The organism is Aeromonas sp. sia0103, from assembly GCF_963895295.1.
GTDB lineage: Bacteria > Pseudomonadota > Gammaproteobacteria > Enterobacterales > Aeromonadaceae > Aeromonas > Aeromonas encheleia.
Genome location: NZ_CAWQKG010000044.1, coordinates 335,582 through 358,731, shown reverse-complemented (window position 1 = coordinate 358,731; position 23,150 = coordinate 335,582). Strand labels below are relative to the sequence as shown.

At 59.6% G+C, this 23,150-nt stretch carries 27 protein-coding genes and 1 other RNA gene; 17 read left to right on the top strand and 11 right to left on the bottom strand.

Annotated features, from left to right (window positions below; translation table 11 throughout):
* Positions 1-10: 10 nt before the first annotated feature.
* The 7 genes from AACW18_RS15735 to AACW18_RS15705 form a co-directional block, all read right to left on the bottom strand.
* The gene (locus AACW18_RS15735; protein ID WP_218389177.1) at positions 11-787 is read right to left on the bottom strand and encodes a DUF4311 domain-containing protein; all 777 of its coding nucleotides are present in this window, start codon (positions 785-787) and stop codon (positions 11-13) included.
* A 39-nt stretch (positions 788-826) separates the two neighbouring features.
* The gene (locus AACW18_RS15730; protein WP_033132301.1) at positions 827-1,123 is read right to left on the bottom strand and encodes a DUF4312 family protein; all 297 of its coding nucleotides are present in this window, start codon (positions 1,121-1,123) and stop codon (positions 827-829) included.
* Positions 1,123-1,488 carry an SFCGS family glycine-rich protein gene (locus tag AACW18_RS15725; protein WP_033132302.1) on the bottom strand — a complete coding sequence of 122 codons (366 nt, stop codon included), beginning with the start codon at positions 1,486-1,488 and terminating at the stop codon, positions 1,123-1,125. Before AACW18_RS15725 ends, AACW18_RS15730 begins: the two co-directional genes overlap by 1 nt.
* The gene (locus AACW18_RS15720; RefSeq protein WP_218389176.1) at positions 1,489-1,866 is read right to left on the bottom strand and encodes a transcriptional regulator; all 378 of its coding nucleotides are present in this window, start codon (positions 1,864-1,866) and stop codon (positions 1,489-1,491) included.
* Positions 1,867-2,195: 329 nt separating this feature from the next.
* A complete protein-coding gene (gene degS / locus AACW18_RS15715; protein ID WP_042653280.1) occupies positions 2,196-3,317 on the bottom strand; it encodes an outer membrane-stress sensor serine endopeptidase DegS in 1,122 nt (373 codons plus the stop codon).
* An 89-nt stretch (positions 3,318-3,406) separates the two neighbouring features.
* Positions 3,407-4,765: a Do family serine endopeptidase gene (locus AACW18_RS15710; protein WP_042653279.1), complete on the bottom strand. Its 1,359-nt coding sequence runs from the start codon at positions 4,763-4,765 to the stop codon at positions 3,407-3,409.
* A gap of 81 nt (positions 4,766-4,846) precedes the next feature.
* Complete coding sequence (locus AACW18_RS15705; RefSeq protein WP_218291506.1) at positions 4,847-5,227, bottom strand: YhcB family protein; 381 nt, start codon at positions 5,225-5,227, stop codon at positions 4,847-4,849.
* A gap of 140 nt (positions 5,228-5,367) precedes the next feature.
* On the opposite strand from AACW18_RS15705, the gene zapE reads away from it, so the two are divergent.
* From zapE to AACW18_RS15665, 8 genes are all read left to right on the top strand, one after another.
* A complete protein-coding gene (gene zapE, locus AACW18_RS15700; RefSeq protein WP_218389175.1) occupies positions 5,368-6,462 on the top strand; it encodes a cell division protein ZapE in 1,095 nt (364 codons plus the stop codon).
* Positions 6,463-6,728: 266 nt separating this feature from the next.
* Complete coding sequence (gene rplM, locus AACW18_RS15695; RefSeq protein WP_042653276.1) at positions 6,729-7,157, top strand: 50S ribosomal protein L13; 429 nt, start codon at positions 6,729-6,731, stop codon at positions 7,155-7,157.
* 15 nt (positions 7,158-7,172) lie between these two features.
* Positions 7,173-7,565 (top strand): 30S ribosomal protein S9, encoded by a 393-nt coding sequence (rpsI, locus tag AACW18_RS15690; protein ID WP_042653275.1) that lies wholly within the window; start codon positions 7,173-7,175, stop codon positions 7,563-7,565.
* A 295-nt stretch (positions 7,566-7,860) separates the two neighbouring features.
* A complete protein-coding gene (gene petA, locus AACW18_RS15685) occupies positions 7,861-8,451 on the top strand; it encodes a ubiquinol-cytochrome c reductase iron-sulfur subunit (RefSeq protein ID WP_218329467.1) in 591 nt (196 codons plus the stop codon).
* A gap of 2 nt (positions 8,452-8,453) precedes the next feature.
* The gene (locus AACW18_RS15680; RefSeq protein WP_042653273.1) at positions 8,454-9,671 is read left to right on the top strand and encodes a cytochrome b; all 1,218 of its coding nucleotides are present in this window, start codon (positions 8,454-8,456) and stop codon (positions 9,669-9,671) included.
* Positions 9,668-10,402 carry a cytochrome c1 gene (locus tag AACW18_RS15675; RefSeq protein ID WP_218329466.1) on the top strand — a complete coding sequence of 245 codons (735 nt, stop codon included), beginning with the start codon at positions 9,668-9,670 and terminating at the stop codon, positions 10,400-10,402. The genes AACW18_RS15680 and AACW18_RS15675 overlap by 4 nt, the downstream gene beginning before the upstream one ends.
* 87 nt (positions 10,403-10,489) lie before the next feature.
* The gene (gene sspA, locus AACW18_RS15670; protein WP_218389174.1) at positions 10,490-11,119 is read left to right on the top strand and encodes a stringent starvation protein SspA; all 630 of its coding nucleotides are present in this window, start codon (positions 10,490-10,492) and stop codon (positions 11,117-11,119) included.
* Positions 11,116-11,541 carry a ClpXP protease specificity-enhancing factor gene (locus tag AACW18_RS15665; protein WP_042653270.1) on the top strand — a complete coding sequence of 142 codons (426 nt, stop codon included), beginning with the start codon at positions 11,116-11,118 and terminating at the stop codon, positions 11,539-11,541. Before sspA ends, AACW18_RS15665 begins: the two co-directional genes overlap by 4 nt.
* A gap of 47 nt (positions 11,542-11,588) precedes the next feature.
* On the opposite strand, the gene dolP is transcribed toward AACW18_RS15665, so the two are convergent.
* From dolP to AACW18_RS15645, 4 genes are read right to left on the bottom strand one after another with little or no spacing between them, the layout of a single operon-like run.
* Positions 11,589-12,167: a division/outer membrane stress-associated lipid-binding lipoprotein gene (dolP, locus tag AACW18_RS15660; protein ID WP_218291509.1), complete on the bottom strand. Its 579-nt coding sequence runs from the start codon at positions 12,165-12,167 to the stop codon at positions 11,589-11,591.
* A gap of 4 nt (positions 12,168-12,171) precedes the next feature.
* Positions 12,172-12,762, bottom strand: coding sequence for a D-sedoheptulose-7-phosphate isomerase (locus AACW18_RS15655; protein ID WP_042653268.1), 591 nt, complete (start codon positions 12,760-12,762; stop codon positions 12,172-12,174).
* A 9-nt stretch (positions 12,763-12,771) separates the two neighbouring features.
* The gene (locus AACW18_RS15650; RefSeq protein ID WP_218291510.1) at positions 12,772-13,167 is read right to left on the bottom strand and encodes a YraN family protein; all 396 of its coding nucleotides are present in this window, start codon (positions 13,165-13,167) and stop codon (positions 12,772-12,774) included.
* Positions 13,085-14,875: a penicillin-binding protein activator gene (locus AACW18_RS15645; protein ID WP_256351900.1), complete on the bottom strand. Its 1,791-nt coding sequence runs from the start codon at positions 14,873-14,875 to the stop codon at positions 13,085-13,087. Before AACW18_RS15645 ends, AACW18_RS15650 begins: the two co-directional genes overlap by 83 nt.
* A 199-nt stretch (positions 14,876-15,074) precedes the next feature.
* Here AACW18_RS15645 and rsmI point away from each other — a divergent pair, with 199 nt between their 5' ends.
* The 9 genes from rsmI (at position 15,075) to lfhA (ending at position 22,951) form a co-directional block, all read left to right on the top strand.
* Positions 15,075-15,908: a 16S rRNA (cytidine(1402)-2'-O)-methyltransferase gene (gene rsmI, locus AACW18_RS15640; protein ID WP_218389172.1), complete on the top strand. Its 834-nt coding sequence runs from the start codon at positions 15,075-15,077 to the stop codon at positions 15,906-15,908.
* A 171-nt stretch (positions 15,909-16,079) separates the two neighbouring features.
* Positions 16,080-16,465, top strand: an RNA gene (gene rnpB, locus AACW18_RS15635) — RNase P RNA component class A.
* Between the two features lie 226 nt (positions 16,466-16,691).
* Complete coding sequence (gene lfiM / locus AACW18_RS15630) at positions 16,692-17,570, top strand: lateral flagellar motor switch protein LfiM (RefSeq protein ID WP_218389171.1); 879 nt, start codon at positions 16,692-16,694, stop codon at positions 17,568-17,570.
* Between the two features lie 7 nt (positions 17,571-17,577).
* Positions 17,578-17,955, top strand: coding sequence for a lateral flagellar motor switch protein LfiN (gene lfiN, locus AACW18_RS15625; protein WP_042653265.1), 378 nt, complete (start codon positions 17,578-17,580; stop codon positions 17,953-17,955).
* Positions 17,955-18,689: a flagellar type III secretion system pore protein FliP gene (gene fliP / locus AACW18_RS15620; RefSeq protein ID WP_042653264.1), complete on the top strand. Its 735-nt coding sequence runs from the start codon at positions 17,955-17,957 to the stop codon at positions 18,687-18,689. Before lfiN ends, fliP begins: the two co-directional genes overlap by 1 nt.
* A gap of 1 nt (position 18,690) precedes the next feature.
* Positions 18,691-18,960, top strand: a complete 270-nt coding sequence (gene fliQ / locus AACW18_RS15615; protein WP_042653263.1) for a flagellar biosynthesis protein FliQ — start codon at positions 18,691-18,693, stop codon at positions 18,958-18,960.
* Positions 18,957-19,739: a lateral flagellar biosynthetic protein LfiR gene (gene lfiR, locus AACW18_RS15610; RefSeq protein ID WP_218389170.1), complete on the top strand. Its 783-nt coding sequence runs from the start codon at positions 18,957-18,959 to the stop codon at positions 19,737-19,739. Before fliQ ends, lfiR begins: the two co-directional genes overlap by 4 nt.
* On the top strand, positions 19,736-20,872 hold the full coding sequence (gene flhB / locus AACW18_RS15605; protein ID WP_218389169.1) for a flagellar biosynthesis protein FlhB: 1,137 nt from the start codon (positions 19,736-19,738) through the stop codon (positions 20,870-20,872). Before lfiR ends, flhB begins: the two co-directional genes overlap by 4 nt.
* Before the next feature lie 3 nt (positions 20,873-20,875).
* Complete coding sequence (gene lfhA, locus AACW18_RS15600) at positions 20,876-22,951, top strand: lateral flagellar biosynthesis protein LfhA (RefSeq protein WP_218389168.1); 2,076 nt, start codon at positions 20,876-20,878, stop codon at positions 22,949-22,951.
* Positions 22,952-23,150 lie beyond the last annotated feature (199 nt).

Below are 23,150 nucleotides of genomic sequence, written 5' to 3'. Positions count from 1 at the left end.
TGGTGGCCCCTTATTTGCCGCTAAGCAGGTTATGGACGTTCTCCAGCCACAGGGGAATGCCCATGTGGAAGGATTCAATCAGTTTCATATCGAAGCCGCGGAAGAATCCGCTCAGCACGAACAGCAGCACTATGGCGCCCATCATCACGCGAGTGACATGGTTCCAGCCGCTCTCTTCCACCCCTTTGCCGATCAGGATGCCGAGCACCAGACCCGGCACGGCGTTGCCCATGATGAGCTGCGCCAGACCGCCGAAGATGGTGGCCCAGAAGCCGGACTTCTTGCCCGCCTCGATGGCGGCCAGCCAGAAGATCACCGGCATGACGGTGTTGACCAGCAGGTTGGCGGCCGGCACCAGTACCTTGACGGCGGTGACCTGCAGGGCCTCGGGAACCGCGGCGGCGGTGCTGTTGAGGAAGGCGACAACGATGGCACCTATAATGCCGCCGGCGATGGCCATCTTCTTGGGGTCGTGCAATGTGGTGGCGAGATCCCGGTTCTTGACCAGCAGCGCGGCCGTGGCCCAGTGCGGGATGATGCGGTGATCCACGTCCTGGGTGAAGGCACCGGCCGCCACTGTGGAGGCCCAGGCATTGAAGAAGAAGCCGAGGCCGAAGGAGAAGTGGGAGGCGGGATCCCCTTCGCAGGAGTTGAGCTCACCCAGGGTGCGGAAGGCGCCCATGCCCTGCACGGTCGGGGCGTGGAACATCCGCGCCGCGCCGGCTCCCACCCCGACGCCCACCAGGCCGCCGATGATGAGTGACTTGATAAATATGATTAGAAACATCCAACATGTCCTTTTTGTGGGGTTGTGCCCATAGGGGCATCACACCAGGGTGAACGTCACCTTGTCGGCGTCCAGGCTGCTGACCTTGACCGTGATCTCCAGCTGGACGCGGAACTCGCGGCGCTGGCGCGGCAGGAAGAAGAACAAGAACTTCTCCACCCGGACCGACTCCTCGGCCTTGAGCACCCGTACCTCGACCGGCTCGATCCGCAGCATCACCCGCGGGTTGTCCTTGAGCAGGCTGTGCTGCACCTGGCTGAGGGCGGAAGCGAACGCCTGCTGGCGGGTCGTCCCCTTGCCGTTGACGATGACCTGGGTGGTGAAGTCCTCTTTCATCAGGCGCGACCGTGTTTCTTGGCGAAGGCTTCGATCAGCTTCTGGCCCAGCTCTTCCTTGTCCATGAAGCCGAAGCCGAGCACCACACAGCCGTCATTGATGGCGGTGACACCCTCCTCGACGGAGCGCATGCCGTAGCGGCATTTGTAGCCGTACTTGGTCTGGGCGGTGATGGCGCCGGCGCCGCCGCTGCCGCAGAAGGAGATGCCGAGATCCGCCTGCTCCTTGTTCATCACATCACCGAGCTTCATGTCCGCGGCCATGCCGGGGATGACGGTCACGCTGGCGCCGGCGGCTTCCGCCCCTGCGCCCACTTTCTGACCCTTGCCGAGACGATCTCCAATCACGAGTTTGATGGCTGACATTTAGTTATCTCCTGTGGTTACTGGTCGAGCAGCTGAGCTGAGTTCATTTTCTTTGGCAACTTCGAAATGGACGGACAAGAGGTGCGCCTCTTCATGGGCCAGCCCGTCCAGCCAGGCGACAACCTGTTCGGCCAGTCGCAGGGAAAGGGGGGAGATCTCCTCGAACAGGCTGAGGTCGACCTCCGGCAGGGATTCACCGCTATGAGAGCGCCACACCATGGCTTTGACGTGGGAGGCGAGCATCTGCTTCTGCACCTCGTTGGGGATGATGCCCTGCTCGCCGAGCAGGCTGTGGATGCGGGCCAGGACCAGCTCGGTCTTGCGCAGCAGCGGCGGGCTGTCCGGGGTCAGGGCGGTGTCATGGGTGTCGGTAGTCAATGTCTGCTCTCCAAGGCTGGCAGAAGGAATAGCCTTACCCTAAGCCCGGGGGGAAATGCAGAGGAGGCAGTGTTTTTCCGATTCGAAATGGAAATCCCAGGCCGGAACTCCTCGAAAAGGACCCTTTCTGTGTGCCAGGGGAGCAAAGGGGGGCTATCGGAGCCGACTCTATGTGATCGGGCCCGCACTTTCGCGGCGGTGACCAGGGTGGGATCGTTGGCGGAAACTGTGAGTCATCTCACGGAGTGGGGGAGAACTCATGGGGGGAACCAGGGAGGGAGGAATGACAAGGGGCGCCAATGCGCCCCTTGTGGTGGTCGGGTCTAGCCTCAGCTGGCGGAGGCGGCGCTGGTGCTCGGCAGGTTCTGGTAGCGCACGTCTTCCTCGATGACGACCTCGACGTCCAGCGGCTTGCCGTTGCGGATCACCGAGATGCGGAGCTTGGTGCCGGGGCGGCTCTCGACGATCCTGTCCATCACGGCCCGCACGCCGCTGATGGCTTCCCCGTTGATCTTGAGCAGCACGTCGCCCCGCTTGAGGCCCGCCTTGGTGGCGGGACCGTTGGGATCCAGACTCTCCACCACCAGGCCCTGCAGATCGCCGAGGTTCATCATGCGCGCGACTATGGGGTTGATCTCGACGCTGGAGACGCCGAGGTAGCCACGAATGACCCGGCCGTTGGCGATCAGCTCGTCCATGATGCGCTTGGCCAGCTTGTAGGGGATGGCGAAGCTGATGCCGTAGCTCTCCTGATTGCCGTTGAGGTGGTAGGCGGCGGTGTTGATGCCCACCAGATCGCCACGGCCGTTGACCAGGGCGCCGCCCGAGTTGCCTTCGTTGATGGCGGCATCGGTCTGCAGCAGATCCTGCCGGCCATTGCTGTCCGGCCCCATGCTGGAGAGGCCGATCCGGCCGGTGGCGCTGATGATGCCCTGGGTGATGGTCTGGCCGACGTTGTAGGGGTTGCCGATGGCGAGCACCACGTCCCCCACATCCGGCAGCCGCTCCGGATCCTGCGGGATGACCGGCAGGTTATCGGATTCGATGTAGAGCACCGCCAGATCGGTCAGCTTGTCGGTGCCGATCAGCTCGGCGCTGAATACCCGGCCATCTTGCAGCGCGACTATGATCTGGTCCGCATCGGCGATGACGTGGTAGTTGGTCAGCACGTGGCCGCGCTGGTTCATGATGACGCCTGAGCCCAGCCCCTGTGGCCTGAGTTCGGCCTTCTCGCCACGATTGCCGGCGAAGCTGCGGGTGTAGATGTTGACGACAGCAGGGCCGGCGCGATGGGCTGCGTAGGAGAAGCTCAGCTCGCGGGCATTGGTGATGAGGCCCGGCAGGGGGGCACCACCTCGAAAATTGGGAAACAGCAGCAACAGGAGCGCCGCGACGGTGAGGCCGAAGCCGACGGACTTGCCCAAGTAACTGATCAAAGGTGGGATTTTCATGTCATTCTCGTCCGTACATGCTGCGCGCAGAGAATAACACTATCGGTGGATAAAAATCACCCGCGGCGGTTGCCGCGGGTGTGAGGGACTTAACGGATCACCAAATAGAGCGAGGAGTCGCCGCGTTGAATGTTCAGTGCCAGCACGTCCGGCTTGTTCTTCAACACTTTGGTCAGCTCGCCCAGCGAGTTGATGCGCAGGCGGTTGACCCCGATGATGATGTCGCCCTTCTGCAGACCGGAGGCGGCGGCAGGGGAGCGCGGATCGATATCGGAGACGGCCACGCCGGTGACCGGTTCTGTGGTGGTGCTGAGCTTGGCGCCTTCCAGTGCCGGGTGCAGGGCACTGGCGAGGATCTCGCTGTCATCTGCCTTCTTCAGGGTGACCTTGACGCTTTGCTCCTTGCCATCACGGATCAGGCCAAGGGCAACCTGCTTGTCGGCCCCCATGGTCGCAATCTTGGCACGCAGCTCACCGAACGAGCGGATGGGCTTGCCATCGATGCTGATGATGATGTCCCCGGCCTTGATGCCGGCCTTGTCGGCGGCGGAGTCAGGCATGACCTGGTTGACGAAGGCGCCGTCCTTCTTGTTGTAACCGAAGGTCTTGGCGATTTCGTTGGTCAGCTCGGTGCCGGTGATCCCCAACTGGCCACGGCGTACTTCGCCGTACTTGACGATCTGATCGGACAGATCGCGCACCATGTTGGACGGAATGGCGAAGCCGATGCCGATGTTGCCGCCGTTCGGCCCCAGGATGGCGGTGTTGATGCCGATCAGCTCACCGCGCAGGTTGAGCAGGGCGCCGCCCGAGTTGCCGGAGTTGATGGCCGCATCGGTCTGGATGAAGTTCTCCAGGTTCTCGATGTTGAGGCCGCTGCGGCCCAGGGCACTGACGATGCCCGAGGTGACTGTCTGGCCCAGGCCGAACGGGTTGCCGATGGCCAGCGCATAGTCACCGACCCGCAGCTCGTCGGAGTCGGCGAACTTGATCTGCACCAGATCCTCGGCCTTGATTTGCAGCAGCGCGATATCGGACTGCTTGTCCTCGCCAATCTTCTTGGCGGCGTATTCACGGCCGTCCTTCAGATTGACCTTGATCTCGTCCGCATCGTGAACCACGTGGGCGTTGGTGATCACATAGCCCTTCTTGGCATCGATGATGACGCCTGAGCCCAGCGCCTGGAAGGGCTGCTCGCTCACCTGCTCGTCAGGCATGTTGGGGCCGAAGAAGAAACGGAATTGTTCCGGCAGACGCTGGCGCGTGATCTTCTTGCCAGAGACGGAGATGTTGACCACGGCAGGGGTCACCTGCTCGAGCACGGGGGCCAGGCTCGGCATTTCCTGAGTGTTCGACAGCAAGGGCAGGGCAGCCTGCGCTGGCGCCGCAGACAGGGCGATACCTACACTGAGGGCTAAGACACTGAACACAGAAAGAGATTTACGCATATGAGAAACAGCTCCCAGAAAAAGTTGCATGGCAATCGTCAAGGTCTGACCACGATAAGGCGTAATTAGTTCCACTAGGGACTAGCTGGGTTGTTTGAGCAGGCCGGAGGCGCCGGCATAGTCGCGCGGCGGCAGGCCCGGCTCCTCGTTGTTGGAGGCATCGCTGCCCTCTTCGACCTGAGATTCACGGAACAGCGGCTCCTGGACCTTGGCCAGGAACTTGCTCTGCTCGGCCATGTGGCGATAGAGGGTCTGGTATTGCTCGGCCAGCTGCTCCATCAGGGCGGCGCTGTCGGCAAAGTGGGTCGTGATCTGGCCCTGATAGCTTTCCAGTTCCTTATGGGCCTTTTTCAGCTCCTGTTCCAGGCGCCCGGCATCCCGGCTGCGGACCGTGAAACGACCGACCAGAACGCCGATGATCAGAGCGGCTACCGCCAGCAGGATCCCGTTTAACAGAGTCATAGAAGCTCCTTGTTACAGCTAAATCGATGAGTGTTGAGACGGCCAGATTGACCGCTATGCCTCGTTGGCACTATACCGTGCCCCCCGAGAGCGTGATACCATTTTGTCCTTCATTCAGGGACTTGGAGGCGGTTTACAGGATGACCCCGCAGCAAAAATATCAGCAGGATTTGCAGCGCCCCGGCTTTTTGGCCGACCCGGCTCAGGCGATGGCCGTGAGCCACCTGGAGCGACTCTATCAGGATTTGTGCGCCAGCCCGACTCCGACCAGATCCCGCGGCCTGTTGGGATGGCTGCAAAAACCCAAGCCACCGACTCCCGTCCTGGGACTCTATATGTGGGGCGGAGTGGGCCGAGGCAAGACCTGGCTGATGGATACTTTCTTCGAGAGCCTGCCGGGTGAGCGTAAACTGCGCATCCACTTCCACCGTTTCATGCACCGGATCCACGCCGAACTGAAGGGCTTGACCGGCCAGGCCGACCCCCTCCTGCTCATCGCCAGCAAGCTGGCCGGCGAGACGGATGTCATCTGCTTCGACGAGTTCTTTGTCTCCGACATCACCGACGCCATGCTGCTGGGCACCCTGTTCCAGGCGCTGTTCGGCCACGGGGTGGTGCTGGTGGCAACCTCCAACATCCCGCCGCAGGAGCTTTATCGCAATGGCCTGCAACGCGCCCGTTTTTTACCCGCCATCGCGCTCATCGAGCGTTATTGCGAGGTACTTAACGTGGACGGTGGCGTCGACTATCGCCTGCGCACGCTGGAGCAGGCGGAGATTTATCACTTCCCGCTGGATCAGCAGGCCAAATGCAACCTCGATCGCTATTTTGGGCAGTTGAGCGGTCAGGTGGAGGCCCGCTCGGCCATGCTGGAGGTCAATCATCGCCAGCTGAGCACGCTGGGGATGGGGGAAGGGGTGCTTTATATGGAGTTCGAGCAACTTTGCTGTACCCCCCGCTCACAGGGGGACTACATCGAACTGGCCAGGGAGTTCCATACCGTGCTGCTGGCCAATGTTCAGCCCATGGGCACCGGCACGGATGACGCGGCTCGCCGCTTCATCGCCATGGTGGACGAGTTCTATGAGCGGCACGTCAAACTCATACTGTCGGCGGCGGTGCCCATGTCAGCACTCTACGGGGATGGCCTGCTGAATTTCGAATTCAAGCGTTGTCTTTCGCGGCTTCAGGAAATGCAATCGCACGAATACCTTGCAAGAGTGCACCTTCCTTAGTCACAATACCGCGCCTGCCAGTCGGATGGGCATCTGCGGCAGGTAGGGCCGGGCGACATTTGCTAGCTTCATGGCAGTGAAATTAGCAGGTGATATTTAAGGCAACTTCACTTATAATCGCCCGGCCCACGTTACAGCTGTCGATAAGACAGCAACACTTTAAGCTTTACTTGTATTCGAAGGGGTACAGGTAGGCCATCGTTTGTTGTTTGTGGGAGAGCCCCCATAAGCAATTGGGTCTGTAACAGGTAATTGGGTTTAACTTAATGAAAACTTTCGTTGCCAAGCCAGAAACCGTAAAACGTGACTGGTACATTGTGGACGCAGAAGGTAAAACTCTGGGTCGTATCGCAACCGAGATCGCTGCTCGTCTGCGTGGTAAGCACAAAGCTGAGTACACTCCGCACGTTGACACCGGTGATTACATCATCGTTGTAAACGCTGAGAAGGTACACGTTACCGGTAAGAAATTTACCGATAAAATCTACCATTCTCACTCCGGTTTCCCGGGTGGTATCAAGTCAATCAGCTTCGACAAGCTGATTCAGCGTAAACCGGAAATGGTTATCGAAGCTGCCGTCAAAGGTATGCTGCCGAAGGGCCCGCTGGGCCGTGCCATGTTCCGTAAACTGAAAGTTTACGCAGGCGCCGAGCACGCTCATGCTGCTCAGCAACCTCAAGTACTGGATATCTAATCGGGAACTGGCAACATGGCAGAAAATCAATACTACGGTACCGGCCGTCGCAAAAGCTCCACTGCTCGCGTCTTTATGAAAGCGGGTAGCGGCAAAATCATCATCAACCAGCGCTCCCTGGAGCAGTACTTCGGCCGTCCGACTGCCCGCATGGTAGTTCGTCAGCCGCTGGAACTGGTTGAAATGACCGAGAAACTGGATCTGTACATCACCGTTAACGGTGGCGGCATCTCCGGTCAAGCTGGTGCGATCCGCCACGGTATCACTCGTGCTCTGATGCAGTACGATGAGACCCTGCGCGGCGAACTGCGTAAAGCAGGCTTTGTTACTCGTGATGCCCGTAAGGTTGAGCGTAAGAAAGTCGGTCTGCACAAAGCTCGTAAGCGTCCGCAGTACTCCAAGCGTTAATTCGCTTTTGGTACGCACTCTCACGAGTGTCAAAAAAGCCTGGCAACTGCCAGGCTTTTTTTATTGGTAATATTCCCTATGCCAATGCTAACCACAGGTCACAAAAGACAAATATTTGTGTATTTATTGTTTTCACCCATCGCTTCTCTTTCTTGTCAAATTGTTATCTTTTCTTTAAAATTTCCATGGTCTTTCTGTGTCAATTGCCATACGGCTTCCGTTGCAGTTGTCATCGGGAGAGAGGGGAACGGGGACACTATAAGAATGAGCAGAGTCCACATGGGAGAGTTTTTGGATGAGCAATGCGCCAGTTGATACCGGTCGCCGCAGATTTCTTACCTGGTCAACGGTTGCCGTTGGTGGAGTAGGAGCTGCTTTTACCGCAGTGCCGTTTATAAAGTCATGGAACCCGAGCGCCAAAGCCAAAGCGGCAGGGGCCCCGGTCGAAGTGGATATCAGTAAGTTGGAGCCGGGTCAGCTCATTCGCGTCGAGTGGCGCGGCAAGCCGGTCTGGGTGGTGAAACGCACCAAGCAGACGCTGGATGCCCTGGCTGCGCACGATGACAAGCTGCGCGATCCTGCCTCCGATGAGCCGCAACAACCGGACTACGCCCACAACGGCTACAGATCCATCAAGCCGGAGATCTTCGTCGCCGTCGGTATCTGTACGCACCTGGGTTGTTCGCCTTCCTACCTGCCTGACAGCTTCGGCGAGCAGGTGCAGGGGGTGGCCTCCGGCTTCTTCTGCCCGTGCCATGGTTCCAAGTTCGACATGGCTGGTCGAGTGTTCCAGGGCGTGCCTGCGCCACTGAATCTGGTCATTCCGCCATATCAATATCTTAGCGACACCACCATTCTGGTGGGTGCCGATGGCAAGGAGGCCTGACCATGTTTGCCAAACTCATGGGCTGGATCGACGATCGTTTCCCGCTCACCGCCATGTACAACGACCACATGGCCAAGTACCCGGCCCCCAAGAACCTGAACTTCTGGTATTTCTTCGGCTCGCTTGCCATGTTGGTGCTGGTCAACCAGATCATCACAGGCATCTGGCTGACCATGAACTACAACCCGTCGGCGGAGGGCGCCTTTGCCTCCGTGGAATACATCATGCGGGATGTGGATTACGGCTGGTTGCTGCGCTACATGCACTCCACCGGCGCCTCGGCCTTCTTCGTGGTGGTTTATCTGCACATGTTCCGCGGCATGATCTACGGCTCCTACCAGAAGCCGCGCGAGCTGCTGTGGATCTTCGGCATGCTGATCTTCCTGGTGCTGATGGCGGAAGCCTTCATGGGCTACCTGCTGCCCTGGGGACAGATGTCATTCTGGGGAGCCCAGGTCATCATCTCGCTGTTTGGTGCCATCCCTGTCATAGGTGACGATCTGACCCTGTGGATCCGCGGTGACTATGTCATCTCTGGCGCGACCCTGAACCGCTTCTTCGCGCTGCATGTCATCGCGCTGCCGCTGGTGTTGGTGATGCTGGTGGCCATGCACATACTGGCGTTGCACGAGGTGGGTTCCAACAACCCGGACGGCATCGACATCAAGAAGCACAAGGACGAGAAAGGCTGGCCGCTGGATGCGGTGGCGTTCCACCCTTACTTCACCGTCAAGGACATGATCGGGGTGGCGGGCTTCCTGTTCCTGTTCTGCGCCATCATCTTCTTCAAGCCGGACATGTGGGGCTACTTCCTCGAGAAGCCGAACTTCGAAGTGGCGAATGGTCTGAAGACCCCGGAGCACATAGCCCCGGTCTGGTACTTCACCCCCTTCTACGCCATCTTGCGGGCGGTGCCTGACAAGCTGCTGGGGGTCATCATGATGGGACTCTCCATCGTAGTGCTGTTCCTGCTGCCTTGGCTGGATCGCTGCAAGGTGCGCTCGGTGCGCTATCGCAGCACCCTGCACAAGCTGAACATCGCCCAGTTCGTGGTCTGCTTCGTCATCCTGGGTGTGCTTGGCGTCTTGCCATCGACTCCGACGCTGACCCTGCTCGCACAGATCTGCTCACTGGGGTATTTCGGGTTCTTCGTCCTGTTGTTCTTCTACAGCAAGAATGAAAACACCAAGCCGCTGCCGGAGAGGGTGACATTCAAATGAAAAGAATCATTTTTGCAGTGCTGGCCCTGCTGCCCAGCCTGGTGCTGGCGTCAGGCAGCGGTTTCCCGCTCGACAAGGCCGAGTACAACCTGAGCGACAAGGCGTCCCTGCAGCGTGGGGCCACCACCTTCATGAACTACTGTGCGGGTTGCCACTCCACTCAATATCAGCGCTACAACCGGGTGGCCACCGATATCGGTATTCCGGAAGAGCTGATGCGGGAGAACCTGGTCTTCACCGGCGCCAAGATCGGTGATCTGATGAAGAGCGCCATGTCCGAGAAGGATGCTGCGCGCTGGTTCGGGGCGCCACCGCCGGATCTGACCCTGGTGGCGCGGGTGCGTGGGGCGAACTGGATCTACACCTATCTGCGCGCCTTCTACGTGGATGAGACCCGGCCGTTCGGGGTGAACAATGCGGTCTTCCCGTCCGTGGGCATGCCCCATGTGCTGGAGCCGCTGCAGGGAACCCCCCGTGCCGAATTCGGCTCCCACGAGGTCGATGGACAGGCGGTGCAGCGAGTCGTCAGCATCAAATCTGACGGCAACGGTGAAATGAATAACGAAGAGTATGATCAGACGGTACTGGATCTGGTAAACTTCTTGGTCTACTCGGCTGAGCCGGTACAGCAGGAGCGCGAACGCATGGGCTTCTGGGTGCTCGGATTCATCGTTATCTTCTTCATCTTCACTGTGCTGTTGAAGAAGGAATTCTGGCGCGACGTTCACTAAGCGACCAGATCAGAGTAATATGACGCACGGCAATGAGGTTCGAAATGCTTCATTGCCGTTTCTGCTTTTTAATGACGGGAGGGTTCAATGGCTGTAGCTGCCAATAAGCGTTCGGTAATGACGCTGTTTTCCGGTGCCAACGATATGTTCAGCCATCAGGTGCGTATTGTCCTGGCGGAGAAGGGTGTTAGCGTGGATATCTGCCAGGTTGATCCGAGCAACCTGCCGGATGAGCTGGCCGAGCTGAACCCGTACAACACTGTACCGACCCTGGTGGATCGTGAGCTGGCGTTGTACACCTCGCGCATCATCATGGAATATCTGGACGAGCGCTTCCCGCACCCGCCGCTGATGCCGGTCTATCCGGTGGCCCGTGGCAACAGCCGTCTGATGATGCACCGCATCGAGCTGGACTGGTATTCGCTGGCCGACAAGATCATGGCGGGCACCGATGCCGAAGCCGCCCGTGCGGAGCTGCGTGACAACCTGCTGGCCATCGCCCCGATCTTCGGCGAGATGCCTTACTTCATGAGCGAAGAATTCGGTCTGGTCGACTGCTACATGGCACCCCTGCTGTGGCGCTTGCCGAGCCTGGGCATCGACTTCGCCGGTCGTGGCGCCAAAGAACTGAAGGCCTACATGATACGTCTGTTCGAGCGCGAATCCTTCCAGGCTTCCCTGACCGAGGCCGAGCGTGAGATCCGTGCCAGCGTATGAGTATGGAACCTACCATGACCCCCAGTCGCCCGTATCTGTTGCGGGCGTTCTTCGACTGGCTGCTGGATAACGAACTGACACCGCATCTGGTGGTCAACGTCAACGTCCCTCACGTGATGGTGCCGATGCAGTTTGTACAGGATGGCCAGATCGTCCTGAACATAGCGCCACGGGCCGTGGGGCAGTTCCACATGGACAATGAGGCCGTCAGCTTCAGCGCCCGCTTCGGCGGCGTGTCGCAGCAGGTCTACATCCCCATGGCGGCCATTTTGGCCATCCATGCCCGGGAGAACGGGGTGGGAACCCTGTTCCCGCCGGAGCCTGGCTATGATCTCTGGCTGGAGCAGGCCGAGGCACAGGCAGAGCCTGAGCCGGAACCACCGCGCCCAAGCGGACGTCCGACCCTGAAAGTCATTAAATAAAAAACGCAGCCAGTTGGCTGCGTTTTTTATTGCGGGTTGTTAGCCGCTCAGTTCTGGGCAAACTCGAATGCCTTGATGACCTGCTTCACGCCGCTGACGTGGCGGGCGATCTCGACCGCCTGATCCCCTTCCTTGCGGGTCACCAGGCCAATCAGGAACACCTCGCTATTCTCGGTCACCACCTTGACCTTGGTGCTGTCAAAGTCCTTGGCCGCCAGCATGTCGGCCCGCACCTTGGAGGTGATCCAGGAATCGTTGCTACGCACCCCTATGCTCACCGGCTTGCCGAGACGCAACTCGTTGTAGACGTGGCGCACCCCTTCGATCCGTCCCACTATCTTGCCCGCCTCCTGCTTGTAGGCGTCAGAAGGCGTCTGACCGACGATCAGCACACGGCCGTTGTTGCTGTAGACGCTAATCTTGCTGGCGCTGTTCAGCTGCTTGTTGTCGGCCAGCAGGTTGGCAGCCTTCAGCTCTATGGTCTGATCGTCCCACTGGGCTCCCAGGGTGCGACGATCGCCCGTCGCCTTGGCGGTGCCTGCCGCGCCACCCACCACGAGGGCGGCACAGCCCTGCAGCAGCAGGGAGCCGGCCAGCAGGCCGAGTACGAGAAAACGCTTGTTCATGGTTTCAATCTTCCTGTTGAGGGAAAAGAGTCTGGTCGATGAGATCACAGAGGCAGTGCAGGGTCAACAGGTTCACTTCCAGAATGCGAGGACGGCGGGCGGATGGCACCCGGATCTCCACATCGTTGGGACCGAGCAGACCGGCGATCTCGCCACCGTCACCGCCGCCGAGCACGATGATCGTCATATCGCGGGAGAGGGCCGCCTCCGCTGCCTTGATCAGGCTACGGCTGTTGCCGGTGGTGGTGATGACCACCAGGATATCGCCGGGCTGACCCAGGGCACGGATCTGCTTGGCATAGACCTCTTCGAAGCCATGATCGGTGGCGATGGCGCTGATGGTGGCCATGTCGGGGGTCAGCGCCATCCCGGGCAGGGAGGGGCGCTCGGTCTCGTAGCAGTTCACCAGCTCGGAGATGAACAGCTGCGCCAGCGCGGCGGAAGGACCATTGCCGCATGCCATCACCTTGTGCCCATTGAGCAGACAGATGGTCAGCATCTGGGCTGCGGTATGGATGGCATCCGGCAGGGCCTCGGCGGCGGCTATCTTGGTCTGGATGCTTTCGGTGTAATTCTCTTTGATGGGATCAGTCATGGGGTCCTCTTAAAATGCGTCCTGGATCCAGTCTGGCTGGTCGCCCTCGAACGCGATCACATCGAATCGGCAGGCCTGGCCGGCCTCGTTGATGGCATGTTGCTTGAAATAGTGGCGCGCGGCCAGCACGATCTTGTGCTGTTTGCGTCGGGTGACCGAGCCGGCGGCTCCGCCATGGCTGGCGTGAGCGCGGTATCTGACCTCGACAAACACCAGGGTATCCCCCTGGCGCATGATCAGATCTATTTCACCACCCCGGCAGCGGTAGTTGCGGGTCACGGGTTGCAGGCCCTGGGCCTGCAACCAGCGTTCCGCTACTCGCTCAAAGTGCTGTCCCTTGCTCGTCGCCGCCGACGGCAACAGGTTCAACCACTGCTGGTGCAGTTGTGCCAGTAGCCTCTTCATGGGAGCTCTCCTCGAGCTGGGGCACGGCGCTATCGCCGACCAGCTTGCCGTTCTGGTAGACGGCCCAATCCAGCATGCGCACTATGTTGCCCTGGGGATCCACGCTCAGCTGCCCGCTCATGCCAGGCTGCTGCATGGCATTGACCCTGCGCATCTGCTGCAGGTTGTCAGCCAGGCTGACCGCATCGTAGCCGAGGGCGAACAGTCGTAGCAGGTCACCCTGGGTCTGTGGCCAGAGCAGGGCAATCTGTTCCCGCTGTTTCTCGTAGCCGCCCAGCAGCAGTGGCATGTCGGAGATGTGCATACCGTTGAGCTCGGACGCCACCTCGGTCGCGGCGCTGTCGTAACCTCTGGAGCTGCTGTAGATCGGCAGGCTGCCCATGGGCTCGACCGAGATGTCCACATAGGGCTTGATCATCCGGGTCTCCAGGCTGTTGGCCACCACATAGACCGCATCGATGCTGCGGGGGGCCGCATCGGAGAGCTGGACGATTTCCCCTGCCCGGGCGCTGGATCGACCGCTCAGAGCATTCTTGACCATGCCCTGTACTTCGTTGCGCGCCCCGAAGGTGGCGACCACGGGCTTCTCCTGGCTCACGCCGGCCCAGGCCTGCTCGAACGCCTTGATGCTGCTGTAGCCAATCCGGCCTTGGGCCGCGATCAGCAGCGGCTTGCGGTAGCCCTGACCATAGAGGTACTGGGCAGCCTGAGACGCGTCAGCGGCGGCGGAGAGGGAGAAGTAGTAGGTGTTGTCGTTGACGATCGGCTTGTCCAGCTCATTGAGGGCCAGCACCGGCACGGCCGGGTTGGCCTTGAGCAGCTCCGCGACCCTGTCCTTGAGCAGCGGGCCAATGATCATGTTGGCCCCCTCCTGGATCGCCTGCTTGTAGAGCTCTCCCATCGCCTTGCTCTGGGTGTCGTAGAAGTTCAGGGTGAATTGACCCTGGTTCTCCTTGTAGGACATCAGCATGCCGTTGCGGATGGCCGCCCCCTGAGCCTCCAGATTACCGGAGAGGGGCAGGAAGACGGCGACCTGCTGCAGCGAGCCGACGTCGCCGGTGGCCAGATCCCCAAGCCCTGCCGGCATGTCGGTCTGGGCCGGGTGGTTCGGGAATGCCTGCTTCCAGCCCGCCAGCTGGCGGGCGAGCTGACTGGGCTGGGCCCCGAACTCGTTCACCAGCGCTGCCAGCCGCAGCCAGCCGGTGGTCACGTCGGGGGCCGGAGCCTCTTCCAGCGCCTGCAGGGTGGAGGGGGTCATGCTCTTGAGCATGGACCAGATCTGCTGGTGGTTGGTCGCCAGCTCATTCTGGGCCAGATAGGGCTCCAGCAGGATCAGCGACTTGGCGGCACCAAACTTGTTGTTGATGTCCAGCTGCAGCACCACGCGCTGGCGATACCAATCCTTCTGGGTATCGGCATCGAGCGCCACCTCAGGCTTGCCTTCCAGCAGGATCAAGGCCTGATTGGCGTTGCCCTGCGCCAGCAACAGATGTGCCTGCAACAGTTGCAGTTGCGCCTGCTGCTCCGGGCTCTTGGCCTGTTTCTGCAGTTGCTGATACAGGGCGGCAGCCGGTTTGGCTTGGCCCAGCGCCAGGTAGCTGCGGGCCGCCATCACCTGCCAGCTGAAGGCCTCGGCCGGTTTGGCGGGATCCACCTGCTCCAGATACCACTGGGCATTTTTGGTCAGATCCGAGAAAGCCGACGGCATGCCTGGCTGTCCGGAAGATGGGTTGGGCTCCGACGCACAGGCGGTCAGCAGTACTGCCGCGAGTAGGATGCCGAAGAGTCGTGATACACTTAGCTGCTTTGTAACCCGGTTCAAGTTCATTCCCCGACCAGTGTTGAAGTTCTCCATAGTGTAAACGGGCCAATATGGCGACACAATTGTCGGGACACTCGGAGATCCCATGAGTGACATCCCAACCCTGTATATAGTCCCCACTCCCATCGGTAATTTGGCGGATATCACCCAGCGTGCATTGAACATTTTACGCAGCGTCGATCTGGTGGCCGCCGAGGATACGCGTCATACCGGTATCCTGCTCAGCCACTACCAGATCTCGGTTCCGACCTTCGCCCTGCACGATCACAACGAGCAGCAGAAGGCCGATGTGCTGATCGGCCGGATCAAGGAAGGCAAGAGCGTGGCCCTGGTGTCGGATGCGGGCACCCCGCTCATCAGCGACCCCGGTTATCACTTGGTCACCCGCTGTCGCGAGGCCGGGGTCAAGGTGGTGCCGCTGCCGGGCCCCTGCGCCGCCATCACAGCGCTCTCTGCCGCCGGACTGCCCACCGACCGCTTCGCCTTCGAAGGATTCCTGCCGGCCAAGGCCAAGGGGCGTGACGACAGGCTGCAGGCCATCATCGAAGATACCCGCTCCCTGGTGTTCTACGAATCGCCACGCCGGGTGCAGGATACGGTGGAAGCGATCGCTCGCATCCTGGGGGAGCGTCAGGTGGTGGTGTGCCGCGAGCTGACCAAGACCTTCGAATCCATCCATGGTCTGCCCGCCTCCGAGATGCTCACCTGGCTCGGCCAGGACGATAACCGCTGCCGCGGCGAAATCGTGCTGGTGGTGGCCGGTGCCAGCAAGCTAGACGAAGAGTTGCCAGCCGAGGCGCTCCGTACCCTGGGTCTGCTGGTGGCCGAATTGCCGCTGAAGAAGGCGGCGGCGCTCACCGCCGAGATCCACGGCGTGAAGAAGAATGCACTCTACAAGTACGGTCTCGAGCACCACTAGGTCGGGAAAACCCCCATCGTCGATTCGCCCAATCAGAGGGCTGGGTGCCTGCACTTGATTGCGGGGTGAAGTGGAATACATTCTTCCAAAATAGCCTCTAGCACTATTAATCGCGGTGAAACTCAATTGCCGGTTTACCCGGGGTGGCGGACAAGGCTATAATCCGCGCCCGGAGTCGGCTGGGCAATCGCTGCTTCGTCGTTGTGTCCCTCGGGACAGACGGGCGGAGGGGAGGAAAGTCCGGGCTTCATAGGGCAGGGTGCCAGGTAACGCCTGGGAGGCGCGAGCCTACGACCAGTGCAACAGAGAGCAAACCGCCGATGGCCCGTAAGGGATCAGGTAAGGGTGAAAGGGTGCGGTAAGAGCGCACCGCGCGACTGGCAACAGTTCGTGGCACGGTAAACTCCACCCGAAGCAAGACCAAATAGGCCCCTATTGGCGCGGCCCGCGTTGGGGGCGGGTAGGTTGCTTGAGCCAGTGAGCGATTGCTGGCCTAGAGGAATGATTGCTACCGGGGCAACCCGGAACAGAACCCGGCTTACAGGCCGACTCCGGCCTATTCAGGTATGTGAATACCTTAAAATCCCGGCACCTTTCAGGTGCCGGGATTTTTATTTCTGGGTTGCGGAGCGCCGCATAGCACCTTTTGGGGATTTGTAATAAAGTTCTCGCCCTTTTCGGTCGCTCTATGTCGGCTGGACTATTTGTATCGATCACGCGGCTGGCCTGATGAGTGTCTCTATGGCACTAGGGCGAGATAAAAATGGCTAAGGTGGATTTGTAATGTCATCAAGCGGCGTAATGCTCACACCTTCTCGACTGCTCTCCGCTGAGCGGGGCAGAGACCTTCCCCATTATGATCTACTGGGCGTCGAGCGAGCCAATGTGGCGCGACTCAAGCAGCTCAACTCCCAATTGGGTTCCTTCTCATTACAGGCATCGGGTTGCATGGCTCAGCTCTTCAATGCAGCGGACTGCGATCTGACCTACCAGGATTTTTCCTCCGCCCAGCCACAGGATCGGGATGAACGCCTGATTTGGGTCGAGGCCCGCACTCCGCTCGATGCGCAGCGGATTGCCTATTTCTCCATTGCTCCTTCGGTGATTTACCGGCTGGCCGTGCTGTTTTTTGGTGGTTCCCTGCAACATAAGGGTGCCTCTGCCGTGCATGGCAAAGGGCTGACCGATACGGAGCAACGCTTGCTCTTGCGGCTGTGTCAGTACCAGATGGACATTTGGTCCGCCTGCCTTGGCCAGGGGGATCTCGCGTGGCAACTGAATCTGGTTACCCGGGATTCGGTGCCGGCATCACGTCTCTGGGTGGCGGAAGTAAACCTGATAGCAGGTGGTAGTACCCACGATTGGCAATTCTGGCTGGTGCCACCGCAGGAAACTCTCCTTAGTATCGGTAAGGGCCACCGGGTGCAAGCGGCGCAGCTGGAACAGGCCCTGACGCAAGTTCCGGTCTGTCTGCGGGTGGTCATGGGACAGATGTCCATGACCCTGGCCGATCTGGAGTGCCTCAAGGTGGGGGATGTGCTCTCGCTGGAGCTGCCCGAGGTCGTGCCGGCACTGATCGGTAACCGCCCCTGCTTTAACGGACGCATTGCTGAACATAAAGGCAGCCTGGTGTATCAGGTTGCAACTGTGGTAGAGGAGTAGTCGAATCATGAACGAACACAATTTGAATGACCCGCTGGATCTGGATGGCCTGGATCAACTGTTTGGTGATGATATCAGCATGCCGAGTGCGGCCGACTACATGGCCCCCACCAGTAGCAGCAAGCAGCGCGATCTTTCCTTCTTCCACCAGATCCCGGTCAAGGTGACGTTGGAAGTCGCCAGCACAGAAGTAGCGCTGGGTGAATTGATGCGTGTTGAGGAAGGTGCTGTCATCGAACTTGACAAGCTGGCGGGTGAGCCGCTGGACGTACGCGTCAATGGCCGTTTACTGGCCAAGGGTGAGGTTGTGGTCGTGAATGGCAAATACGGACTGCGTTTGGTCGACGTAGTCGATACCAACCTGCTGGGCGGTATGCACGACTGATGCGCTACCTGCTGGTTGCTCTGCTGCTGTTCTCGCTGCCCAGCTGGGCGGCGGATATGACGCTGTTCTCGGTCTCACCGGGGGCCACTGGAGGTGAGGATTACAGCATCAAGCTGCAGATCCTCTTCTTCATGACCCTGTTGGGTCTATTACCTACCTTATTGCTGATGATGACCAGCTTTACCCGGATCATCATAGTGCTGGCCATTCTGCGCCAGGCCATGGGCTTGCAGCAGAGCCCGCCCAACCGGGTATTGATCGGCATCAGCCTGATCCTGACCCTGGTGATCATGAGGCCGGTCTGGACTGACATACATCAGCATGCCTTCGTGCCATATGACCAGAACGAGATCACCTTGACCGAGGGGTTGGCCAGAGCGGAGAAGCCGTTGCGCCAGTTCATGCTGGCCCAGACCCGGGAGCCGGATCTGGAGCAGATGCTGCGTATCTCGGGGGAACCCACCACCCTTGCCAAGAGTGATGTGCCATTCGGCGTGCTCTTGCCGGCTTTTGTGCTGAGTGAATTGAATACCGCCTTCCAGATAGGCTTCATGCTGTTCATCCCTTTCTTGGTCATCGACCTGGTGGTTGCCAGCGTGCTGATGGCGATGGGGATGATGATGCTCTCACCCTTGATCATCTCGTTGCCGTTCAAACTGATGGTCTTCGTGCTGGTGGATGGCTGGTCCATGACGGTCGGTACCCTGGCCGCCAGTTTCGGTGGTGGAGGCTGACGTGAGCCCTGAACAGAGTGTGGCCCTGCTCGGTGGCGCCGTGAATCTGGTGGTGGTCATGGTCTCGGTGCTGATCGTACCAGGCCTCATCGTCGGGCTGGTGGTCAGCATCTTCCAGGCCGCGACCCAGATTCAGGAACAGACCCTCAGCTTCCTGCCCCGTTTCATCGTGACCCTGATGACGCTTATCTTCACGGGCAACTGGCTGTTGTCGCAGATCACCACCCTGTTTGCCGACCTGTTTCAGAAGATCCCCGGACTGATAGGATGAACTCCCTGCTGTCGCTCAGTGCGACCGAGCTGACAGCCTGGCTGGGACAGTGGTGGTGGCCCTTCATCCGCATCGCGGCTGCTTTCTGGGTGATGCCGGTGTTTGGTGATGGCCGTATTCCGGCTCAGGTCCGCATCTTTCTAGCCTTCATCATCAGCCTGCTGATTGCCCCCATGCTGAAAGGAATGCCGGCGCTCGATCCCTTCAGTGCCGGGGCGCTGGTGTTGACGCTGGAGCAGTTGATGTTCGGATTGCTGTTCGGGCTCTGCATCCAGATGCTGTTCATGGTCATGACCATGGCGGGCCAGATCCTCTCCATGCAGATGGGGCTCGCGATGGCGGTAATGAATGACCCATCCAATGGCGACACGGCGCCCATCATCAGCCAGCTGATGTTGATATTCTGCTCGCTGCTGTTTCTTGGCCTGAATGGTCACCTGGTGACCCTGGATGTGCTGGTGCAGAGCCTGCGAAGCTGGCCGCCAGGATCCTCCGTCTATTCACTGGATGTGAAAGGGGTGATTGGCCTGTTCGGCTGGAGTATCGGGGCGGCTCTGATCCTGACGCTGCCCGCCGTGGTCGCCATGCTGATGGTCAATCTCACCTTCGGGGTGATGAACCGCACCGCCCCCTCGTTGAACATCTTCTCGCTGGGCTTCCCCATGACCCTGTTGCTGGGACTGCTGACCATGGCCATCTCCATCAGCGGGGTGCCTGCTCGCTATCTGGATCTAGTCAGCCATGTGCTGAGCCAGCTCAAGGCGCTGACACCGGCATGAGTCAGAACAGCGCCCAGGACAAAACCGAAGAGGCCTCTTCCCAGAAACGGCGCAAGGCGAGGGAAGAGGGACAGATAGCGCGTTCCAAGGAGCTGAGCTCGGCTGGTCTGTTGCTGCTCGGGGGGCTGGTCATGCAGTGGATGGTGCCCAGTTTTGGCCTGTTCTTTGCCGAACTGATGAAGCGCCCCCAACGCTTCGACTGGCAGGGGGCACGGGATCCGCAGATGATGATCCATTGGACGGCGGAGGCCCTGGTCGGCATGTTATGGGTACTGCTGCCGCTGTTTGGTTTTCTGGGGCTGTTGCTGATTTTGCTCAGCATAGTGCCGGGTGGCATGGTCCTAGCCTGGAAGAAGTTGATGCCCAGCGGTGAGAAACTCAATCCGCTCAAAGGCCTCAAGCGGATGTTCTCTTCCCACAGCCTGATGGAGCTGCTGAAATCCATTCTCAAGATCCTGCTGATCGGTGGCACCCTGGCCCTGCTGCTCAAGCATCAGTGGCCCCTGCTTTTGATGATGAACCGTATGCCACCACAGGCCGCCATGGAGCAGGCGCTGGGGATCCTCTCCCAGGCATTTATCTTGCTTGGCAGCGTGCAGATGCTGATCGCCGTGCTGGATGTGCCTTACCAACGCTGGTCCCTGAACAAGCAGTTAAAGATGACCAAGCAGGAGGTCAAGGACGAGCACAAGAACAGCGAGGGGCGCCCGGAGATCAAGGCTAAGATCCGCCAGGTACAGGGCATGCTGGCGCGAGCCCGTATCGAACAGCGGGTTCCGCAGGCGGATGTGATCATCGTGAACCCGACCCATTATGCTGTGGCCATCAAATATGATCCCGAGCGGGCCAATGCGCCCTATGTGATCGCCAAGGGGATAGACAGCATGGCGGAGCGGATCCGCCAGGTGGCTAAGCAGCACGACAAGATGGTGATGAGCCTGCCGGACCTGACCCGGGCCATCTACTACTCCACCAGGGTGGATCAGGAAGTGCCAGCGGGCCTGTACACCGCAGTCGCCTATGTATTGAATCACGTATTGCAGCTACGGGCCTATGAGGCTGGCAAGGGCAAGAAGCCCCATTCCCTTGCCCCTTTGCATGTGCCGCCCGAGTTACGTCAACCTGAGAGGTAAGTTGTGAACTGGCGTGTATTGACCCAATCCTATACCGCGATCCCCATGATGTTGTTGGCGATCCTGGCGATGATGATCCTGCCCCTGCCCGGTTGGCTGCTGGATGCCCTGTTCACCTTCAACATAGTACTGGCCGTGCTGGTGCTGCTGGTCTCGGTCTCGGCTCGTCGCCCGCTCGACTTCTCCGTGTTCCCGACTGTGCTGCTGGTCGCGACTCTGATGCGGCTCTCCCTCAACGTTGCCTCCACCCGGGTCGTGCTGCTGCATGGTCACGAGGGGAATGAGGCTGCCGGTAAGGTCATCCAGGCGTTTGGGGAAGTGGTCATCGGTGGCAACTACGTGGTGGGTCTGGTGGTCTTTGTGATCCTGATGATCATCAATTTCGTGGTGATCACCAAGGGGGGAGAGCGGATCTCCGAGGTTTCCGCCCGCTTCACGCTGGACGCCATGCCGGGCAAGCAGATGGCCATCGATGCCGATCTCAATGCCGGCACCCTGGATCAGCACCAGGCCCGGGCCCGGCGGGAAGAGATCGCCAAGGAAGCCGATTTCTACGGCGCCATGGACGGTGCCTCCAAGTTCGTGCGTGGCGATGCCATCGCCGGCTTGCTGGTGCTCATCATCAACCTGGTGGGGGGGCTGGCCATCGGTATCTTCCAGCACTCGCTGCCGGTTTCCGATGCGTTCCGGATCTATGCCCTGCTCACCATAGGTGATGGCCTGGTGGCCCAGATCCCCTCACTACTGATGTCCACTGCCGCCGCCATCATAGTGACGCGCGTCAGCGACGAAGGGGAGATGTCGGATCAGGTTGGCCAGCAGATCCTGGCATCGCCCCGGGTCATCTACACGGCGGCGATCATCATGCTGGTGCTGGGCCTCGTACCTGGCATGCCCATGCTGGCCTTCCTCAGCTTCGCCGCCGTACTGGCATGGACCGGCTGGAGCGTGAGCAAGCGTCGGCTCAAGGATCCGGCTCTGGACGCGGCCCAGGAACTGACCCGGCAGATGGTGCAACCCGAGCCCCAGGGGCTGGATTGGCAGGATCTGCCACCGGTGGACTCCGTCGCCATCGAACTCGGCTATCGGCTGGTGCCGCTGGCGGAAGTGGACAAGGGGGCCGAGTTACTCGCCCGGGTTCGCGGCATTCGAAAAACCCTCTCCGAGCAATATGGCTTCCTGCTGCCGGAAATTCGGGTACGTGACAACTTGCAACTGCAACCCGATCAATATCGTATCAAGCTGTCCGGCATCGCCCTGGCCATGGGGAATGTGGATTGCCAGCGGCTGATGGCCATCAGCAGCGGAGAAACATACGGTACGCTGGATGGAGAGCTCACCCAGGACCCGGCCTACGGCATGAGTGCGGTCTGGATTTCGCCGGACAACAAGGCCAAGGCGCTCAACCTGGGCTATTCGGTGGTCGACTCTGCCACCGTCATCGCTACCCATGCCAGCAAGCTGCTCAGAGAGCAGCTCGATGCGCTGTTTGGTCACGATGAGGTGGGCAAACTGGGCCAATATCTGGCCATTCAGTCTCCCCGCCTGGCGGAAGAACTCAATCTGGCCCTGACCCAGATGCAGCAGTTGCGGGTCTTCCGCCAGTTGCTCAAGGAGCAGATCAGCCTCATCGACATCCGCACCATAGCGACCACCTTGCTGGATGCGAGCGAGCTGACCAAGGATCCCGTCCTGCTGGCGTCGGATGTGCGTTGTGCCTTGAAGCGTCAGGTCGTCAAGCAGGCGATAGGCTCGCGTGACATCCTGGCCGCCTTCACCCTGGACGATCGCCTGGAGCAGATGCTGTTGACGGCGATGAATCAGTCCCAGCAGCAGGGAAAAATCCAGCTGGACAGCTTCCCGGTCGATCCCCAGTTATTGGCGCAATTGCAACAAAATATGCCGCTGGTGAAGGAGCAGTTGCAGCAACAGGGATATGCTCCCGTATTAGTGGTCATGCCCCAGCTCAGACCGCTGATCGCCCGTTATGCCCGCTCTTTCTCAAAAGGTCTCAAAGTACTCTCTTATAACGAGATCCCGGAAGATTTGCGGGTCGAGGTTATTGGGACTCTAGGCTGAAGTTGAATTGCCAGTAGTGCAGGCTAGCAGGAAGAGGCTATTCCGCATATCCGCTTGAATTGTCTTATAAAGCCGTTATCATGTGACGGCTTTTGACGTAACGATATGTTAAAAAAATAAAACAATATTACAAAATATAACAAACTACATGTGTCACATGGCTTTAGGGACAACAGAGCCATGCCATCCTAATACGGAT

Coding starts and splice junctions, on each gene's coding strand:
- AACW18_RS15735 (WP_218389177.1), bottom strand. CDS start 787: ATGTTTCTAATCATATTTATCAAGTCACTCATCATCGGCGGCCTGGTG.
- AACW18_RS15730 (WP_033132301.1), bottom strand. CDS start 1,123: ATGAAAGAGGACTTCACCACCCAGGTCATCGTCAACGGCAAGGGGACG.
- AACW18_RS15725 (WP_033132302.1), bottom strand. CDS start 1,488: ATGTCAGCCATCAAACTCGTGATTGGAGATCGTCTCGGCAAGGGTCAG.
- degS (WP_042653280.1), bottom strand. CDS start 3,317: ATGAAAATCCCACCTTTGATCAGTTACTTGGGCAAGTCCGTCGGCTTC.
- AACW18_RS15710 (WP_042653279.1), bottom strand. CDS start 4,765: ATGCGTAAATCTCTTTCTGTGTTCAGTGTCTTAGCCCTCAGTGTAGGT.
- AACW18_RS15705 (WP_218291506.1), bottom strand. CDS start 5,227: ATGACTCTGTTAAACGGGATCCTGCTGGCGGTAGCCGCTCTGATCATC.
- zapE (WP_218389175.1), top strand. CDS start 5,368: ATGACCCCGCAGCAAAAATATCAGCAGGATTTGCAGCGCCCCGGCTTT.
- rplM (WP_042653276.1), top strand. CDS start 6,729: ATGAAAACTTTCGTTGCCAAGCCAGAAACCGTAAAACGTGACTGGTAC.
- rpsI (WP_042653275.1), top strand. CDS start 7,173: ATGGCAGAAAATCAATACTACGGTACCGGCCGTCGCAAAAGCTCCACT.
- petA (WP_218329467.1), top strand. CDS start 7,861: ATGAGCAATGCGCCAGTTGATACCGGTCGCCGCAGATTTCTTACCTGG.
- AACW18_RS15680 (WP_042653273.1), top strand. CDS start 8,454: ATGTTTGCCAAACTCATGGGCTGGATCGACGATCGTTTCCCGCTCACC.
- AACW18_RS15675 (WP_218329466.1), top strand. CDS start 9,668: ATGAAAAGAATCATTTTTGCAGTGCTGGCCCTGCTGCCCAGCCTGGTG.
- sspA (WP_218389174.1), top strand. CDS start 10,490: ATGGCTGTAGCTGCCAATAAGCGTTCGGTAATGACGCTGTTTTCCGGT.
- AACW18_RS15665 (WP_042653270.1), top strand. CDS start 11,116: ATGAGTATGGAACCTACCATGACCCCCAGTCGCCCGTATCTGTTGCGG.
- dolP (WP_218291509.1), bottom strand. CDS start 12,167: ATGAACAAGCGTTTTCTCGTACTCGGCCTGCTGGCCGGCTCCCTGCTG.
- AACW18_RS15655 (WP_042653268.1), bottom strand. CDS start 12,762: ATGACTGATCCCATCAAAGAGAATTACACCGAAAGCATCCAGACCAAG.
- AACW18_RS15650 (WP_218291510.1), bottom strand. CDS start 13,167: ATGAAGAGGCTACTGGCACAACTGCACCAGCAGTGGTTGAACCTGTTG.
- AACW18_RS15645 (WP_256351900.1), bottom strand. CDS start 14,875: ATGCCGTCGGCTTTCTCGGATCTGACCAAAAATGCCCAGTGGTATCTG.
- rsmI (WP_218389172.1), top strand. CDS start 15,075: ATGAGTGACATCCCAACCCTGTATATAGTCCCCACTCCCATCGGTAAT.
- lfiM (WP_218389171.1), top strand. CDS start 16,692: ATGTCATCAAGCGGCGTAATGCTCACACCTTCTCGACTGCTCTCCGCT.
- lfiN (WP_042653265.1), top strand. CDS start 17,578: ATGAACGAACACAATTTGAATGACCCGCTGGATCTGGATGGCCTGGAT.
- fliP (WP_042653264.1), top strand. CDS start 17,955: ATGCGCTACCTGCTGGTTGCTCTGCTGCTGTTCTCGCTGCCCAGCTGG.
- lfiR (WP_218389170.1), top strand. CDS start 18,957: ATGAACTCCCTGCTGTCGCTCAGTGCGACCGAGCTGACAGCCTGGCTG.
- flhB (WP_218389169.1), top strand. CDS start 19,736: ATGAGTCAGAACAGCGCCCAGGACAAAACCGAAGAGGCCTCTTCCCAG.